At 61.5% G+C, this 18,013-nt stretch carries 14 protein-coding genes; 9 read left to right on the plus strand and 5 right to left on the minus strand.

Going from position 1 to position 18,013, the window contains the following annotated elements:
- Positions 1–46: 46 nt before the first annotated feature.
- Positions 47–2,287: a TonB-dependent siderophore receptor gene (locus tag A4308_RS09775; RefSeq protein ID WP_045281633.1), complete on the minus strand. Its 2,241-nt coding sequence runs from the start codon at positions 2,285–2,287 to the stop codon at positions 47–49.
- A 145-nt stretch (positions 2,288–2,432) separates the two neighbouring features.
- Between A4308_RS09775 and fes the strand changes: the two genes are divergently transcribed.
- Genes fes through entF form a run of 3 tightly spaced genes read left to right on the plus strand, consistent with a single transcriptional unit; the run spans position 2,433 to position 7,706 of the window.
- Positions 2,433–3,629 carry an enterochelin esterase gene (gene fes / locus A4308_RS09780; RefSeq protein ID WP_045281632.1) on the plus strand — a complete coding sequence of 399 codons (1,197 nt, stop codon included), beginning with the start codon at positions 2,433–2,435 and terminating at the stop codon, positions 3,627–3,629.
- 10 nt (positions 3,630–3,639) lie between these two features.
- A complete protein-coding gene (locus A4308_RS09785; RefSeq protein ID WP_045281631.1) occupies positions 3,640–3,852 on the plus strand; it encodes an MbtH family protein in 213 nt (70 codons plus the stop codon).
- Positions 3,849–7,706 (plus strand): enterobactin non-ribosomal peptide synthetase EntF, encoded by a 3,858-nt coding sequence (gene entF / locus A4308_RS09790; RefSeq protein WP_045281630.1) that lies wholly within the window; start codon positions 3,849–3,851, stop codon positions 7,704–7,706. Before A4308_RS09785 ends, entF begins: the two co-directional genes overlap by 4 nt.
- 82 nt (positions 7,707–7,788) lie before the next feature.
- On the opposite strand, the gene fepC is transcribed toward entF, so the two are convergent.
- From fepC to fepD, 3 genes are read right to left on the minus strand one after another with little or no spacing between them, the layout of a single operon-like run.
- Positions 7,789–8,583: an iron-enterobactin ABC transporter ATP-binding protein gene (fepC, locus tag A4308_RS09795; protein WP_032637228.1), complete on the minus strand. Its 795-nt coding sequence runs from the start codon at positions 8,581–8,583 to the stop codon at positions 7,789–7,791.
- Positions 8,580–9,572 carry an iron-enterobactin ABC transporter permease gene (fepG, locus tag A4308_RS09800; RefSeq protein WP_045281628.1) on the minus strand — a complete coding sequence of 331 codons (993 nt, stop codon included), beginning with the start codon at positions 9,570–9,572 and terminating at the stop codon, positions 8,580–8,582. Before fepG ends, fepC begins: the two co-directional genes overlap by 4 nt.
- On the minus strand, positions 9,569–10,573 hold the full coding sequence (gene fepD, locus A4308_RS09805) for a Fe(3+)-siderophore ABC transporter permease (protein WP_014882947.1): 1,005 nt from the start codon (positions 10,571–10,573) through the stop codon (positions 9,569–9,571). Before fepD ends, fepG begins: the two co-directional genes overlap by 4 nt.
- A 108-nt stretch (positions 10,574–10,681) precedes the next feature.
- On the opposite strand from fepD, the gene entS reads away from it, so the two are divergent.
- Entirely contained in the window at positions 10,682–11,917 is a 1,236-nt protein-coding gene (gene entS, locus A4308_RS09810; protein WP_023332356.1) for an enterobactin transporter EntS, read from the plus strand.
- Between the two features lie 83 nt (positions 11,918–12,000).
- Here entS and fepB read toward each other — a convergent pair whose 3' ends face one another.
- Positions 12,001–12,960, minus strand: a complete 960-nt coding sequence (fepB, locus tag A4308_RS09815) for a Fe2+-enterobactin ABC transporter substrate-binding protein (protein WP_014882949.1) — start codon at positions 12,958–12,960, stop codon at positions 12,001–12,003.
- Positions 12,961–13,147: 187 nt separating this feature from the next.
- On the opposite strand from fepB, the gene entC reads away from it, so the two are divergent.
- Genes entC through entH form a run of 5 tightly spaced genes read left to right on the plus strand, consistent with a single transcriptional unit; the run spans position 13,148 to position 17,977 of the window.
- Positions 13,148–14,323 (plus strand): isochorismate synthase EntC, encoded by a 1,176-nt coding sequence (gene entC, locus A4308_RS09820; protein WP_063308506.1) that lies wholly within the window; start codon positions 13,148–13,150, stop codon positions 14,321–14,323.
- A 9-nt stretch (positions 14,324–14,332) separates the two neighbouring features.
- Complete coding sequence (entE, locus tag A4308_RS09825) at positions 14,333–15,943, plus strand: (2,3-dihydroxybenzoyl)adenylate synthase EntE (protein ID WP_063308507.1); 1,611 nt, start codon at positions 14,333–14,335, stop codon at positions 15,941–15,943.
- A gap of 10 nt (positions 15,944–15,953) precedes the next feature.
- A complete protein-coding gene (locus tag A4308_RS09830; protein WP_014882952.1) occupies positions 15,954–16,808 on the plus strand; it encodes an isochorismatase in 855 nt (284 codons plus the stop codon).
- Positions 16,808–17,563 (plus strand): 2,3-dihydro-2,3-dihydroxybenzoate dehydrogenase EntA, encoded by a 756-nt coding sequence (entA, locus tag A4308_RS09835; RefSeq protein ID WP_045281625.1) that lies wholly within the window; start codon positions 16,808–16,810, stop codon positions 17,561–17,563. Before A4308_RS09830 ends, entA begins: the two co-directional genes overlap by 1 nt.
- Complete coding sequence (entH, locus tag A4308_RS09840) at positions 17,564–17,977, plus strand: proofreading thioesterase EntH (RefSeq protein WP_023332361.1); 414 nt, start codon at positions 17,564–17,566, stop codon at positions 17,975–17,977.
- The last annotated feature ends 36 nt before the right edge of the window (positions 17,978–18,013 follow it).

Genomic DNA, 18,013 nt, shown 5'->3' on the forward strand with positions numbered 1-18,013 from the left:
CCTGACCCTCTCCCCGGAGGGGAGAGGGAAGGTTTACTTCAGTGCCTTAAAAATGCGTATTCACACTCATATACCACGTGCGACCCGGCTCATTATACGTATACGCTCCCGCACCGTACATATACGCGCCGGTGGTGGCATTCCCCGTGGTTTGGGCATTACCCGCACGCCACTGGCGCTTGTCGAAGACGTTATCCACGCCGCCGGTCAGGCTGACGTTTTTGGTCACGTCCCAGGTCGCGCTCAGGCCAACGATGCTGTACGGGCTAACTTCGTCTTTCTCAGACCCGCTCACCGGTTCACCCTTGTAGTTGTACTTCTTCGGCTGCTGCTTGCCGTACCAGGTTAAGGTCGACTGCAGCGACACATCCTGATGCACCTGCCAGCTCAGGGTCGAGTTTAGCGTGTACTCTGGAATGATCGACAGACGGTCGCCGGTCTCCTTGTTCTTACTCTGCAGCATGTAAGTGATGTTATTGGTCCAGTTGATCGTGTCGCTGACCGGCACGTTCAGGGAGCCTTCCAGCCCTTCAACCACCGCTTTCGGGACGTTTTCCCACTGGTAAATATCCGTCTGCACCTTACCGGAAGAGGTGTGGCCAATTGGCGCATAGCCCGCTTCAATCTTGTCGCGGTAGTCGTTGCGGAACCAGGTCACGCCCGCCAGCCAGCCGTCGCGTTTCCACTCCAGACCGATCTCTTTGTTGATGCTGGTTTCGGCTTTCAGATCGTCGTTGCCCATCATGTAGCAGCCGACGCCGTCGCCGCTTGCGTAGCAACCCTGGCCTTTACTGTAGAGCAGATAGTTCGGGTTGGTCTGATACAGGCTTGGCGCTTTGTAAGCCCGCGCAATACCCATCTTCAGCGTGAAGTCATCCCCCAGACCTTGCGACAGGTTAAGCGACGGGCTCCAGTTATTGCCGACGATGGTGTGGTGATCGAAGCGCAGGGCAGGGGTCAGCATGGTGCTGTCGGTCAGCTCCATGTTGTTCTCCGCAAACAGGGAGAAAATCTCCGCCGAGGTGTACGGACTCCGGTCGTTGCTCATGCCCGGAATGGTGCCGCCCTGCTGGGTTTGCGTGAAGGAGGTCGAATCCTTCATGCGCTGCTGGTTCCACTCGGTGCCCAGGGTCAGATTCTGGTTAACGAGGAAATCAATCGGCAGATTGATTTCGCTGTGCAGCATCACGTCGGCCAGATCGGTGTCGGTGAATTTATCGCTGTTAAACAGACCTTCCGTCCCGCCAGCCAGCCCTTCGCCCAGACGGGAGTTGCGGGTGTGTTCGTACTGCGCCCAGTTGCTGGTGGTAATGCCGTTATCCCAGCCGCCGTTCCAGGTCACCGCGAAGTTCTGGCGATAAATACGGTTGGTCTCTTTGCCGTAGTTTTTCTTCACCAGCGCGTTGTCGTTATTGGTGTTCTGCGTGTCGCCCGCATAAAGGTTGTTCTGGCGGCTATAGCCTGCTTCAAACTCCAGGGACTGCATGGGGGCGAAGTCCCAGCGCACGACGCCGTTGATGTCTTTGTTCTCTACACCTTCACGACCTGCGGGCAGGGTGTTGGCGTAGGCGCCGGTACGGTCAGACTGATGGCCCTGGTTGATGTCCCACGCGTCGGCCTGGGTTTTGTCCAGGTTACCGAACATGCGGAAGCTGAAATCGCCGCCCAGCGGGCCGCTCAGGCTGAAGTTGGTGCGCTTAGTGGAACCTTCATCTTTATGTTCCGGCGCATTCAGGTAGGTGTTCCAGGAGCCATGCCACTGGTCGTCGAATTTTTTGGTGATGATGTTGACCACGCCACCTGCCGCGCCGTTGCCGTAGCGGGCGGCCGCCGGACCACGGATCACTTCGATGCGCTCGATCATCTCCGGCGGTACCCAGCCGGTATCGCCCCGCGTATCACGCTCGCCGCGCCAGCCCAGACGGATGGAGTTACGGCTGGTAACCGGTTTACCGTCGATCAGGATCAGGGTGTTTTCCGGGCCCATGCCGCGGATATCAATCTGACGGTTATTCCCGCGCTGGCCGCTGGTGGAGTTACCGGTGAGATTCACGCCCGGCATGGTGCGGATGATTTCCGACACGTCGCGCGCGGGCGGGTTTTTACGGATCTCATCGGCGGTGATGGTCGATACGCCCGGCGCCTGCAAATTTTGCTCGGCGGCGGTGATCACCATCGTGTCTTCGTGCTGCGCGGAGGCGGCGTTGTCGTCTGCCATGGCGGGCAGCGCGACACCATAAATCCCTAAATTGACCAGCAAGGCCAGAGAGTGAATCTTCTTATTCATTGTACGTCCCGCTTTTATGGTTATTCATGAACGCGCTTCCCACAGCGCGGGCATTACGCTATTGCAAATGCAAATAGTTATCAATAATATTATCAATAAAATTTGTCCTGAAACAAAAAAGACTGTTAAACATGAGGTTATAAGGGTGACGGCGTTAACAACGGGCAGTGAAGCGTGGTGGCAGTCGAAAAGCGGGCCTGACTTGAAACCTGAAAACGGTAAATTTCGCGTCACGTTCTGGTGGCGCGATCCGAACGGAACGCAGACCTCGTCACCGATTAAACACGTCTGGCTCAATATCACCGGCGTGACCGATCACCATCAAAATGCCCGCCCGCAGTCCCTCAAACGCATCCCGGATACCGACGTCTGGCAGTGGGAGGGAGAGTTCAGTCCCGCGTGGCGGGGGAGCTACTGTTTTATCCCTTCCGTGAATGAAAACGATTTTGCCGACGCGGTGTTTGAAGGCGAGAGTCCGGACCGTATGGCGCTGCGCGAAGGCTGGGGTAAATTGCTGCCGCACGCGGTTTCCGACCCGCTTAACCCGCAGAGCTGGCGCGGTGGCCGCGGTCATGCCGTTTCGGCGCTGGAAATGCCGGGCGCACCCGTTCAGCCAGGCTGGGATCGTCCTGATACGCCCCACCACGCGCCGGTCTGCATTGATTGGGAAAGCGCACGCCTGAAAAACCGCCGCCGAGTCTGGATTTTTACCACCGGGGAGGAAAACCCCGAGCGCCCGCTGGCGGTGCTGCTTGATGGCCAGTTCTGGGCCGAAAGCATGCCCGTCTGGCCCGCGCTGGCCGCGCTTACCCGTGAAGGCAAACTGCCCCCGGCGGTCTATGTCTTAATTGATGTGATTGATACCGCACACCGCAGCCGCGAGCTGCCCTGCAACCCCGATTTCTGGCTGGCGGTGCAGGAAGAACTCCTCCCACACATACAATGCATTGCCCCCTTCAGCGACCGCGCCGACCGTACCGTGGCGGCGGGTCAGAGCTTCGGCGGGCTTTCCTCCCTTTATGCGGGCCTCAACTGGCCGCAGCGCTTTGGCTGCGTGCTCAGTCAGTCCGGTTCCTACTGGTGGCCGCACCGCGGCGCACAGCAGGAGGGGCTACTCATCGGGCAGCTTAAAGCGGGTGAAAAAACCGCACGCGGACTGCGCATCGTCCTTGAGGCCGGGCGCAACGAACCGCTTATCTTCCGCGTGAATCAGGCGATTTACGCCGAATTGCACGCGCAGCAGGTTTACTGGCGTCAGGTTGACGGCGGACACGACGCGCTTTGCTGGCGCGGTGGGCTGACGCAGGGGCTGATGACCCTCTGGCAGCCGCTTATTCAATAACGGAGTCTGTATGGAATTCAGCAATCCTTTCGATAGTCCGCAGGGACAGTTTGTCATTTTGCAAAACGACCAGGGGCAGTACAGCCTGTGGCCGCAGCAGTGCGAATTGCCCGCGGGCTGGCGCGTGGTATGCGAAGCGCAGCCTCAGGACGTGTGCCAGCAGTGGCTGGCGGAACACTGGCAGACGCTTGAGCCGTCGTATTTTGCGGGGGAAAACGCATGAGCCGTCTTCCGCTTGTCGCCGCCCAGCCCGGTATCTGGATGGCGGAGCAGTTGTCCGCGCTGCCAAATGCCTGGAGCGTGGCGCACTACACTGAGCTAAAGGGCGATATCGACGCGCCGTTGCTGGCAAAAGCCATTGCTGAAGGCATGATGCAGGCCGATACCCTGCGGATGCGTTTTGCCGAAGATAACGGTGAGGTGTGGCAGTGGGTGGATGAAACCGTCATGCTGCCGGAACCGTCCATCGTTCGCGTGGACTCTCATGATGCCGCCGTGGCGCTGATGGAAGCCGATCTCAACCAGAACCTGCGCGTCGACAGCGGTCAACCGCTGGCGTTTCATCTGCTGATTCAGGTGGGGGAAGAACGCTGGTACTGGTATCAGCGTTATCATCACTTAGTGGTAGATGGCTTCAGTTTCCCGGCGATTACCCGCCAGATTGCCGCCATTTATGCCGCATGGAAAAAGGGCGACCCCACGCCGCCATCTCCTTTTTCACCCTTCGCTGAGGTGGTGGAAGAGTATCAGCGCTATCGTGAAAGCGAGGCGTATGCACGCGACGGTGACTTCTGGGCAGCGCGGCGCAGAAAGCTTCCTCCTCCGGTCTCTCTTTCTTCCGCGCCGCTGCCGGGGCGCGCCGCGACAACTGACATCCTGCGCCTGAAAATCGTCGCCGACAGCAGCGCGTTTAGCCAGCTTGCGCAGGCTGCAGGGCAGGCTCAGCGTACCGATCTGGCGCTTGCGATGGTCGCGCTGTGGCTGGGCCGCCTGACCGGGCGTCTGGACTACGCCGCCGGGTTTATCTTTATGCGCCGCATGGGCTCCGTCGCGCTGACCGCAACTGGACCGGTGCTCAACGTCCTGCCGCTTGCGGTGAATATCGATCCGCAGGAGAGCCTGCCTGGGCTGGCGCTGCGTCTGGCGAGCCAGCTGAAAAAAATGCGCCGCCATCAGCGCTACGACGCGGAGCAAATTCTCCGCGACAGCGGTAAGGCGGCGGGTGATGAAGCCCTGTTTGGCCCGGTGCTGAACGTTAAGGTGTTCGATTATCAACTGGAACTCGACGGCGTAGAGGCCATCACCCACACGCTGGCGACCGGACCGGTGAACGATCTCGAGCTGGCCTTGTTCCCGGACGAACAGGGCGGATTAAGCATTGAAATTCTCGCCAGCAAACAGCGTTACGATGAAACAACGCTGAAGGGTCACGTCGCGCGCCTGAACGCGATGCTGGTGCAGTTTGCCGCTAACCCGGACCTGCGATGTGGGGAAGTGGAAACCGTGTCTGAGCAAGAGTACGCGCAGCTTGCGCGCATCAATGACACCGGGCTGGCGCTACCCTCCACCACGCTCGCGGAGCTGGTGGCGGAACAGGCGAGCAGGACGCCGGACGCCCCCGCGCTGGCGGATGCGCACATCGAGCTGAACTACCGCCAGATGCGCGAGCAGGTGGTCGCGCTGGCAAACCTGCTGCGTGCGCGCGGCGTGAAGCCGGGCGACAGCGTGGCGGTGGTCCTCCCGCGTTCGGTATTCCTGACGCTGGCCCTGCACGGCATTGTGGAAGCCGGCGCCGCGTGGTTACCGCTGGACACCGGTTACCCGGACGACCGCCTGCGGATGATGCTGGAGGACGCAAAGCCGTCCCTGCTGATTACCACCGATGAGCAGCTTCCGCGCTTTAGCGAACTGCCCATAGCTTCGTTTAGTTACAACATGCTTTTGCCTGCTGCGGGTACTGAGCCTCTGCGCGTGGCGAAACCGGAGCAGACGGCGTACATCATCTTTACCTCGGGTTCAACCGGGCGTCCGAAAGGGGTGATGGTTGGGCATACCGCCATCGTTAACCGCCTGAAGTGGATGCAGAACCACTACCCGCTGACAGCGAATGACGTGGTGGCGCAGAAAACGCCGTGCAGCTTTGACGTCTCGGTCTGGGAGTTCTGGTGGCCGTTTATCGCCGGGGCGAAGCTGGTGATGGCCGAGCCGGATGCGCACCGGGACCCGCAGGCGATGCAGAGCTTCTTCGCCCGGTATGGCGTCACGACGACCCACTTTGTGCCGTCGATGCTGGCGGCGTTTGTCGCCTCGCTGACGCCGGAAAACGTCGACTGCTGCAGGACGCTTAAGCAGGTGTTCTGCAGCGGCGAAGCGCTGCCGACCGGGCTGTGCCGCGAGTGGGAACAGCTCACCCGTGCGCCGCTGCACAACCTCTACGGCCCGACCGAAGCGGCGGTGGACGTGAGCTGGTATCCGGCGTTTGGCCCTGAGCTGGCGGCCGTTGAAGGCAATAGCGTGCCGATTGGTTTCCCGGTGTGGAACACGGGGCTGCGCATTCTGGATGCAATGATGCGCCCGGTGCCGTTCGGCGTGGCGGGGGATCTGTATCTCACCGGCATTCAGCTGGCGCAGGGATATCTGGGGCGTCCGGATCTCACCGCCAGCCGCTTTATCGCCGACCCGTTCGCGCCGGGCGAGCGGATGTATCGCACCGGTGACGTCGCCCGCTGGCTGGATAACGGAGCGGTAGAATATCTGGGCCGCAGTGATGATCAGCTAAAAATTCGCGGCCAGCGTATTGAGCTGGGCGAAATCGACCGGGCGATGCTGTCGCTGCCGGACGTGGCGCAGGCCGTGGCGCATGCCTGCGTGTTCAACCAGGCGGCGGTAACGGGGGGCGATGCCCGCCAGCTGGTGGGATACGTTGTCTCCGAATCCGGTTTACCGCTGGATCGCGATGCGCTGCTGGAATCGCTGAAGGCGCAGCTTCCGCCGCATATGGTGCCGGTGGTGCTGCTGCAACTCAGCGCGCTGCCGCTCAGCGCGAACGGCAAACTCGACCGCAAGGCGCTGCCGCTGCCGGAGTTGACCAGCAAAATCACCGGACGCGCGCCGGAAACGGACACCGAAATCGGCGTGGCGCAGGCGTTTGCCGCGCTGCTGGGTTGCGAGGTGAACGATATCGAAGCCGACTTCTTTGCCCTCGGCGGCCACTCGCTGCTGGCGATGCGGCTGGCGGCGCAGCTCAGCCGCACGTTCGCCCGCAAGGTCACGCCGGGGCAGATTATGGTCGCCTCGACGGTGAGCAAGCTCAGTGCGCTGCTGGACTTAAAAATGAACGACGAGCAGGCGCAGCGTCTGGGGTATGAAGCCGTTCTGCCGCTGCGTGAAAGCGATGGCCCGACGCTGTTCTGCTTCCATCCGGCGTCCGGTTTTGCCTGGCAGTTCAGCGTCCTGGCGCGCCACCTCAGCCCACACTGGTCTATCACCGGCATTCAGTCTCCCCGACCGGAAGGGCCGATGCAGCAGTGTGCGGATCTGGATGGGGTGATTGATCATCACCTCAATACGCTGCTTAAGCAGCAGCCGCAGGGGCCGTATTATTTGTTCGGCTATTCCCTCGGAGGCACGCTGGCGCAGGCTATTGCCGCTCGTTTGCGCGCGCAGGGTGAAGAGGTGGCGTTCCTTGGCCTGCTGGATACCTGGCCACCGGAAACCCAGAACTGGGCGGAGAAAGAGGCCAACGGCCTCGACCCGGCAGTGCTGGCGGAAATTGAGCGCGAGCGGCAGGCGTTTATCGCCGCGCAGCAGGGGCAGGGCAGCAGCGAGCTGTTTGGCGCCATCGAGGGCAACTACGCCGATGCGGTGCGCCTGCTCACCACGGCGCACAGCGCGCGGTTTGACGGCAAAGCGACGCTGTTTGTCGCCGAGCGCACGCGCACGATGGATCCGCAGGTCGCCTGGGCACCGTGGGTGGCGGAGCTTGAGGTGCATAGCCAGGATTGCGCCCACGTGGATATCATTTCGCCGCAGGCGTTTGAGAAGATTGGGCCGGTGTTGAGGGAAATGTTGGGATAGTGCAAATGCCCGGTGGCGCTGTGCTTACCGGGCCTACGGGAGCTGAATGTAGGCCGGGTAAGGCGTAGCCGCCACCAGGCTATTACCGCCGACCCAATGGAACCACCAGCGGCGTTCCCGCCACCGGATCGTCAATAATCATGCAGCGCATACCGTAGATCTGCGCGATCAGATCCGGCGTCACAATCTCCTTCGGCGCGCCCTGCGCCACAATCTCACCGTCGCGCAAGGCAATGAGATGCGTCGCGTAGCGGCACGCCTGGTTCAAATCATGGAGCACCGCCGCCAGCGTATATCCTTGGGTGCGGTTCAGCTCGCTCAGCAGCTCCAGCAGGTCAATTTGATGGCTGATATCCAGCCACGTTGTTGGCTCGTCCAGCAGCATGATGGAGGTTTCCTGCGCTAACACCATCGCAATCCACGCGCGCTGGCGCTGGCCCCCGGAAAGGGTATCGACGCTTTGTTGGGCGAGAGCGGTAATCCCCGTCGCCTGCATCGCGCGGTTTACCGCTTCATCGTCCTCTTTACGCCAGCGGGTAAATAGCGGCTGGTGCGGATAGCGCCCGCGCGAGACCAGTTCCTGCACCGTGATGTCCCCCGGCGTGGTGGCGTTTTGCGCCAGCAGCCCGATGCGCCTGGCCACCTCTTTGCTGGCGAAGCGCTGGATCTGCTCTCCGTCCAGAAACACGCTGCCCTCAACCGGGGTCATCAGGCGGCTCAGCGTGCGCAGCAAGGTTGATTTGCCACAGCCGTTCGGGCCGATAATCGCCGTGAAGTGGCCGTCCGGAATAGCGACGGTTAAATCACGGGCAATGATTTTTTTGCCGTAGCCAAGGGTAAGGTTTTCGCCGCGCAAGCGGGTTGTTGTGTCTGTCATTTCTTGCGTGACTCCTGAACGAGCAAGACGATGAGGTAAATCCCGCCGAGGCTGACGGTTACCACGCCCACCGGCAGTTGATAAGGCATAAACAGCCGCTGGGCGCAGAGATCGGCGGCCAGTAGTAACAGCGATCCGCACAGCGCCGCCTGGGTTAATCCCCAGCGCGCGGTGCCGCTAAGACGCCGGGCGATGTGCGGGGCGACAAGCGCAATAAAGGATATCGGCCCGGCGATGGCGGTGGAGGCGGCGGTCAGTAATACGGCCACCAGCATCAGCATCAGGCGCGAGCGCTCAACGCTCACGCCCAGCGCGCAGGCGCTGTCGTCGCCCATCTCCAGCAGCCGCATGCGGCGCACCAGCAGCAGCGCGCCGATAAACATCAGCAAAATCAACGGTGCGGCGGGCCAGGTTTTGCCCCACGTCAGGCCGTTGAGTGAACCGGCATACCACAGCCCGGCGGAGATCGCGGTGTCCAGCGAGGCCTGCAGTAACAGCCAGGTGTTAAAGGCCATCAGCATGGCGCGCACGCCAATACCGATGATGATCAGGCGGAAGGTATCGATGCCGTTGCGCCAGGCAAGCAGCCAGATAACCAGCGACGTCAGAATACCGCCCGCCATCGCCGTAAAGGTGATGGCTGTCAGGTGCTGGCCGAACAGCACCATCGCCACCAGTACGCCACTCCAGGCTCCGGTATTCAGGCCCATTACGTCCGGGCTGCCGAGCGGGTTGCGCATCAGCGACTGGAAAATCGCGCCGCTGACCCCGAGCGCTGCGCCCACCAGAATCGCCATCGCCACCCGCGGCAGTCGCCATTCGGTGACCACCAGGGTGATATTGCGCGGGGCGCTGCCCGTGAGGGCGTGGAAGACCTGCACGAAATCGAGCGTGACCGCACCGCTTTGCAGGCTCCAGACCGCCAGCATAACCGTGGCGATAACCAGCAGAGATACGCTGGTTATTAAACGACGGGACAGAAGCCTCATGCGCCACCTCCGCGTCTGCGTCGTACCAGGACGATCAGCACCGGCGCGCCGATAAAGGCGCTGACCACCGAAACGCGCAGTTCGCCTGGCACCAGTAGACGGCCGAGCACATCGGCAAACAGCAGCAGGGCCGGGGTGGCAAGCAAGGTGACCGGCAATGACCAGCGGTGATCGGCCCCCACCAGCCAGCGCGCCATGTGCGGCATCATCAGGCCGATAAAGGCAATCGGGCCGACCACGGCGGTCGCGCAGCCGCACAGGACGGTGATGGCGAGCAGGCCAACCAGCTGCGTACGCGCCACGCGGTTGCCGAGTGCGGTCGCGGTGTCGCTGCCAAGACTGAGGCTGTTGAGCGCCCGGCTTAACAACAGCGCCACGGCGGCGGCGATAATGACCGGGAGCGCCACCACTTTCAGCGTGTCGAGAGTACGGATATCCAGCGAGCCGGCCTGCCAGAAGCGCAGCTGGTCGTAGACGTCCGGGTTGAGCAGGGCGATGCCGTTGGATAAGCCTTCCAGCACCGCTGCGAGCGCTACGCCAGCCAGCGTCAGGCGTACCGGGCTTAGCTGTCCACCGCCCTGGCTGCCGGTAAACGCGACCACCAGCGAGGCGGCCAGCGCGCCGCAAAAGGCCATCACCAGTTGCTCAGAAGGTGACGTCAATCCGAACAGCGCCGCGCCGAGCACGATGGCAAAGCTGGCGCCAGAGTTCACGCCGAGAATACCAGGGTCCGCCAGCGGGTTACGGGTGAGGGTTTGCATCAGGGCCCCGGCAAGACCGAGGGCACCACCGGCCAGCAGTCCGGCGAGGGTTCGGGGCAGACGAGCGTCGAGCACGATAACGCAGTCGGCGCTCTGGCAGCTTCCGGAGAGCGCATCGACAATAACGGATGCGGGCAGGGACTTCGCGCCAACCAGCAGACTGAGTGCAATCGCAAGGATCAACAGCAGCAATAATACGGGCACGGCAATGGCGCGCACCGCAGAAGAGGAAAACGACATAGCAACATCCATGATTTGATAATGATAGTGATTATCGTTATCTATCTTATTTGGCTATGTTAGCATGTGCGCCCATGGAATGGGTAGAAATAGACTCAAGGCTTTGTCATGAATCAAAAATCCTGGCTGCTCAACCTCAGCCTGCTCAAAACGCACCCGGCGTATCGCGCCGTTTTTATCGCGCGCTTTATCTCCATTTTGTCCCTCGGGCTTCTCGGCGTGGCGGTGCCGGTCCAGATCCAGGCCATGACGCACTCCAGCTGGCTGGTGGGGTTATCGGTTACGTTAACCGGCAGCGCAATGTTTATCGGCCTGATGGTCGGCGGCGTGCTGGCGGACCGCTACGAGCGTAAAAAACTGATCCTGCTGGCGCGCGGCACCTGTGGCGTGGGCTTTATCGGGCTGTGTATTAACGCTTTGCTGCCGGAGCCGTCGCTGATGGCAATTTACGCCCTGGGGCTGTGGGACGGTTTTTTTGCCTCGCTAGGCGTGACGGCGCTGCTGGCGGCGACGCCTGCGCTGGTGGGGCGTGAGAATCTGATGCAGGCGGGGGCGATCACCATGCTCACCGTGCGCCTCGGCTCGGTGATTTCGCCGATGGTGGGTGGCCTGCTGCTGGCCACCGGCAACGTGGCGTGGAACTACGGGCTGGCGGCGGCGGGAACCTTCATTACCACGTTGACGCTGCTGCGCCTGCCGTTGCTGCCACCTCCGCCGCAGCCGCGTGAGCATCCGCTGAAGTCCCTGATGGCGGCCATTCGTTTTCTGTTCAGCAACCCGCTGATTGGCGGCATTGCGCTGCTCGGTGGCCTGCTGACCATGGCGAGCGCGGTGCGCGTGTTGTACCCGGCGCTGGCGGGCGAGTGGCAGATGAGCGCCTCGGAAATCGGTATTCTCTACGCCGCCATTCCGCTCGGCGCGGCGTGCGGCGCGTTGACCAGCGGTCATCTGGCGCAGAGCGGGCGTCCGGGGCTGATTATGCTGCTTGCTACGCTGGCCTCGTTTGTTGCCATTGGCTTCTTCAGCCTGATGCCGGTGTGGGCGCTCGGGGTGATGTGTCTGACGATCTTTGGCTGGCTGAGCGCCATCAGCTCGCTTTTACAGTACACCCTGATCCAGACCCAGACGCCGGAGGGGATGCTCGGGCGCATTAACGGTTTGTGGACCGCGCAGAACGTGACGGGGGATGCGATCGGTGCGGCGATCCTTGGCGGACTGGGAGCCGTCATGAGCCCGGTGGCCTCGGCGAGCAGCAGCGGGTTAGTGTTAGCCGTTGTTGGCGTGATTTTATTGGCGGTTTTGGTGGAGTTGCGTCGGTTCAGGCAGGAGAGTGCTCCGGTGTGATTTGCCGGGTGGCGGCTGCGCCTTACCCGGCCTACATTTTGCACCCGTAGGCCCGGTAAGCGAAGCGCCACCGGGCGCAGTTATTACCTGAAAATTGCCTCTAAACGCTGTAACACCAACATCGCGCTGTAATAATCCAGGCGGAACGTCTCCGTTCCCAGCGCCCAGACGCGCTTGTTCTGCACAGCTGGCAGATGCGCCAGCAGCGGGTTGGCGTAGATCGCATCCACGTCTTTCTGGTCGCCGGCAAAGACAAACAGCCCTTCGCCGTTTAGCCCCGTCGCCAGGTTTTCCCCGCCTAGCTGAATAATGTCGTGGCGTTTCCCCTGGCTTTTCGAGGTATGCAACCCGGCAGGCAGGTCCGCCAGCGTAAAGCCCAGCTGGTGCAGAAGCTTGCCCTGGGCCGATTCCGTGGTCCACAGGTTCGCCGTGTGTGCGGCAGCGGTATAGACGATGGCGTTCACTGGCTGCGGCGGCAGCGTCATCTGCTGCTTCACCTGGGCGAGCTGTTCATCAAATGCGGCAATGCGCTCGGCGGCCTGCTTTTCGTGTCCGGTCATCGTGCCCAGCTGCGTCAGCAGTTCCTGCCAGCTTTTGTCGTCGTAGTTGATGATAAGCGTGGGTGCGATGGCCGAGAGCTGATCGTACAGCGCCAGCGCCGAATCCCCGCCGGTGGCGCTGATCAAAATCAGATCCGGCATTTGGGCGGCCACCGCCTCTGCGCTGGGTTCACCAATATACAGCCGCGCAACCTTACGCTGTTTCGCAATGTCTCCCCACTGGCGCAGGAAACCCTGCGCATCCGCGACGCGGTTATTCGGCGTGGTCGCACCGCTGGCGATAACCGGCGCATCAATTGCCAGCAGGGAGCCGGTCAGGGTCACGCTGGTGGAGACAATGCGCGTCGGTTTGTGCTCAAGGGTATGAACGCCACGGCTGTCGGTGACCTGACGCGGCCAGTCGGCGGCAATCGATGAGGTAACGCCTAAAACAAATACGCCTGTTAAAAAAAGGGCATTACGGAAAAGGGCGGGAAGATTCACAGCTCGGCATCCTGTTTTTGTTGAAGATAATGCTTCTCATTTTCATGGTTGCCGGGAAGGGATGCAAGCGTTTGTCGCATAAGTTATTTGTCCGACGGTTGACAGCGGGGCGCTGTGGGATTAGGTTAGCCGACGAAAATATAAATGATAATCATTATTGCTTCTTTTATCGTTTGTGGAGGATGATATGGACACGTCCCTGGCTGAGGAAGTTCAGCACACCGCGACCACGCTGCTATCAGACAGCTTTTTCTTTATGTCGCCTTACCGCAGTTTTACCACCTCCGGCTGTTTTGCCCGCTTCAGTGAACCCGCCGTCGGCGGCGACGATCCGGCAGGTCACTTCCAGCAAAAATTAGCCCAGGCTTTCCGGAATGCGAAAGCCAGCGGCATTGCCCATCCGGTGATGGTGGGTGCCATTCCCTTTGATACCCGCAAGCCGTCGTCGCTGTTTATTCCGCAACGCTGGCAGACCTTTTCCCGTCCTGCGCGTCAGCAATCCGCATGTTATTTCTCCGGTTCACAGGCGCTGAAGGTGCAACAACGCACCGAGATCCCTGCGCAGTCCGTGTTTGAAGAGATGGTCGCGCGTGCAGCGTCGCTCACCGCCACCCCGCAGGTGAACAAGGTGGTGTTGTCGCGCCTGATTGATATCGCGGCTGACAAAAAGCTGGACAGCGGTGCCCTGATGGAGCGCCTTATCGCCCAGAATCCGGCCAGTTTTAACTTCCACGTACCGCTGGAGGACGGGGGCGTGCTGCTCGGCGCCAGCCCGGAACTGCTGCTGCGTAAAGAGGGCGCGCACTTTAGCTCGCTGCCGCTGGCAGGCTCCGCGCGTCGTCAGCCGGACGACGTATTGGATCGCGAGGCGGGTAATAAGCTGCTGGCGTCCGAAAAAGATCGCCACGAGCACGACCTGGTCACCCAGGCGATGAAAGCGATTCTGGAACCGCGCAGCCATCACCTGAGCATGCCGTCTTCTCCGCAGCTCATTACCACGCCAACGCTGTGGCACCTGGCAACGCCGGTGGAGGGCGAGGCGCGTGAAAACGAGAACGCCCTGACGCTGGCCTGCCTGCTGCACCCGACGCCTGCCCTGAGCGGCTTCCCGCATCAGGCGGCGAAAGCGCTGATTGCCGAGCTGGAACCGTTTGATCGCGAGCTGTTCGGCGGCATCGTCGGCTGGTGCGACAGCGAAGGGAACGGCGAGTGGGTGGTGACCATCCGCTGCGCGCGGCTGCATAACAATACCGTTCGCCTGTTTGCCGGCGCGGGCATTGTGCCTGCCTCCTCTCCGGTGGGCGAATGGCGTGAAACCGGTGTGAAGCTTTCCACCATGCTCAACGTGTTTGGTTTGCACTAAGGAAGACTGATGACCATTCCCTTTACCCGCTGGCCGGAGGATTTTGCCCGTCGCTACCGAGAAAAAGGCTACTGGCAGGATCTGCCGCTGACCCACATCCTGACGGACCATGCGGACAGCGATGCCGCGGCGATTATCGACGGCGATCGGCGTATCACCTATCGTAACTTTAATCAGGCGGTGAACAACCTCGCGTCCGCACTTCAGGCGCAGGGGCTGCACCGTGGCGAGACCGCACTGGTACAGCTCGGCAACGTGGCTGAGTTCTACATGACCTTCTTTGCGCTGCTGCACATTGGCGTCGCGCCGGTCAACGCGCTCTTTAGCCATCAGCGCAGCGAACTGAACGCCTACGCTATGCAGATCAAACCCGCCGTGCTGATTGCCGATCGCGATCACGCGCTGTTCGCGGGCGATGATTTCCTCAACACCTTCGTGGATGCGCATCGGTCGGTACGCGTTGTGCTCCTGCGCGGCGATAAGGGCGAACACGCCCTGGACGCGGCGATTGCCCGCCCGGCGGACCATTTCATCCCGAACCCGACGCCCGCCGATGAAGTGGCCTTCTTCCAGCTCTCCGGCGGCAGCACCGGCACGCCGAAGCTGATCCCGCGCACGCACAACGATTACGACTACAGCATCCGCCGCAGCAACGAGATTTGCGGCATTACCGCGAAGACCCGTTATCTGAACGCGCTGCCCGCGGCGCATAACTACGCCATGAGTTCGCCGGGATCGTTAGGCGTTTTCACGGCGGGTGGCTGTGTGGTGTTAGCGAGCGACCCGAGCGCCACGCTCTGCTTCCCGTTAATTGAGCAACATCAGATCAACGTCACCTCGCTGGTGCCACCGGCGGTCAGCCTGTGGTTGCAGGCGATTGCCGACGGCGCGGGGAACGCACAGCTTAAATCTCTCAAGCTCCTGCAGGTGGGCGGTGCGCGCCTTTCCGCCACGCTTGCCGCGCGCATTCCGGCGGAAATCGGCTGTCAGCTTCAGCAGGTGTTTGGCATGGCGGAAGGGCTGGTGAACTACACCGCGCTCGACGACGCCCCGGAACGCATCATCAATACCCAGGGCCGCCCGATGTGTCCGGACGACGAAGTGTGGGTGGCAGATGAACACGGCAATCCGCTGCCGCGCGGGGAAGTCGGGCGTCTGATGACGCGCGGGCCGTACACCTTCCGCGGCTATTTTAACAGCCCGGAACACAACGCCAGCGCCTTCGATGCAGAAGGTTTTTACTGCTCCGGGGATCTGATCGCCATCGACGAGCAGGGCTATATCACCGTGCAGGGGCGCGAGAAAGATCAGATCAACCGCGGCGGAGAGAAGATCGCCGCGGAAGAGATCGAAAACCTGCTGCTGCGCCATGAGTCGGTGATCCACGCCGCGCTGGTGAGCATGGAGGACAGCCTGCTGGGCGAAAAGAGCTGCGCGTATCTGGTGGTGAAAAAGCCCCTGCGCGCGGTCGAGGTGCGCCGCTTCCTTCGCGAGGAGGGCGTTGCCGAGTTTAAACTGCCGGACCGCGTGGAGAGCGTGGATGCGCTCCCGCTGACGCCGGTCGGCAAAGTTGATAAGAAACAGTTGCGCCTGTGGCTGGCTGAACGGGCACAGGGCTGAGGAACAGAGTATGGCCATTCCAAAATTAACCGCTTACGCGCTGCCGACCGCTGCAGAACTGCCAGCCAATAAAGTGAACTGGGCGTTCGAGCCAGAACGTGCCGCGCTGCTGATCCACGACATGCAGGAGTATTTCCTGAATTTCTGGGGCGAAAACAGCGCCATGATGCAACAGGTGGTGGCGAATATCGCCAGACTTCGCGCGTACTGCAAAGCGCACAATATTCCGGTGTACTACACCGCGCAGCCAAAAGAGCAGAGCGATGAGGACCGCGCCCTGCTGAACGACATGTGGGGGCCGGGCCTGACCCGCTCGCCGGACCAGCAGCGTATTGTGGCCGAACTGACGCCGGACGAAGCGGACACCGTGCTGGTGAAGTGGCGCTATAGCGCGTTCCATCGTTCGCCGCTGGAGCAGATGCTGAAAGAGACCGGCCGCAACCAGTTGCTGATTACCGGCGTGTACGCCCACATCGGCTGTATGACCACCGCGACCGATGCCTTTATGCGCGACATCAAGCCGTTCTTTATCGCCGACGCGCTGGCGGATTTCACCCGCGACGAGCACCTGATGTCCCTCAACTACGTTGCCGGGCGTTCAGGCCGCGTGGTGATGACCGACGAGCTGCTGCCGTCCATTCCGGCATCGAAAACGGCGCTGCGCGCGCTGATCCTGCCGCTGCTGGACGAGTCCGATGAGCCGATGGATGACGAAAACCTGATCGACTATGGTCTGGACTCGGTGCGCATGATGGCGCTGGCCGCCCGCTGGCGCAAAGTGCATGGCGATATCGACTTCGTGATGCTGGCCAAAAATCCTACCCTCGACGCCTGGTGGGCGCTGCTCTCCCGCGAGGTGAAGTGATGTCGGGATTTGATTTCAGCGGCAAAACCGTCTGGGTGACGGGCGCGGGGAAGGGGATTGGCTACGCGACGGCGCTGGCGTTTGTTGACGCGGGCGCGCAGGTGACCGGGTTCGATCTGGCCTTCCCGCAGGACGACTACCCCTTCGCGACTGAAACGCTGGACGTAGCAAATGCCGCGCAGGTGAGTGACGTGTGTGGCCGCGTGCTGGCTTCGCTTGAACGCCTGGACGTGCTGGTCAACGCGGCGGGTATTCTGCGTATGGGGGCGACGGACCAGCTCTCGCAGGAGGACTGGCAGCAGACCTTCGCGGTTAACGTTGGCGGCGCGTTCAACCTGTTCCAGCAGACGATGGGCCAGTTTCGCCGTCAGCAGGGCGGGGCGATCGTCACCGTCGCCTCTGACGCGGCACATACGCCGCGTATCGGGATGAGCGCCTACGGCGCCTCGAAAGCGGCACTGAAAAGCCTCGCCCTGACCGTCGGCCTGGAGCTGGCGGGCAGCGGCGTACGCTGTAACCTGGTGTCGCCGGGGTCAACGGACACCGATATGCAGCGCACCCTGTGGACGAACGACGATGCACAGCAGCAGCGCATTCGCGGTTTTGGCGAGCAGTTCAAGCTTGGTATTCCGCTTGGCAAAATCGCCCGTCCGCAGGAGATTGCCAGTACCGTGCTGTTCCTTGCCTCCGATGCCGCCAGCCATATCACTCTGCAGGATATCGTGGTGGACGGCGGCTCCACGCTGGGGGCGTAAATGATCTGGAAACGTCATTTATCGCTCGACGAGCTGAACGCGACCAGCATGAACACCCTGGTGGCGCATCTGGGCATCGTCTATACCCGCCTCGGCGACGACACGCTCGAGGCCGAGATGCCGGTGGATGGGCGTACCCATCAGCCGTTTGGCCTGCTGCACGGCGGCGCCTCAGCCGCGCTGGCGGAAACGCTGGGGTCGATGGCCGGATTTCTGATGACCCGTGACGGGCAAAGCGTCGTGGGCACCGAACTGAACGCCACACACCACCGTGCCGTGGCGCAGGGGAAGGTGCGTGGGGTGTGCCAGCCGCTGCATCTGGGGAGAACCAACCAGAGCTGGGAAATCGTGGTTTTCGACGAGCAGGGACGACGATGCTGTACCTGCAGGTTGAGTACGATGGTGTTGGGGTAAGTCATTTAGCTGAAAGTGATCGGCTTAACACTGTGG

Origin of the sequence: Enterobacter sp. ODB01 (assembly GCF_001623605.1) — a bacterium.
In the GTDB taxonomy this organism is placed as follows: Bacteria; Pseudomonadota; Gammaproteobacteria; order Enterobacterales; family Enterobacteriaceae; genus Enterobacter; species Enterobacter kobei.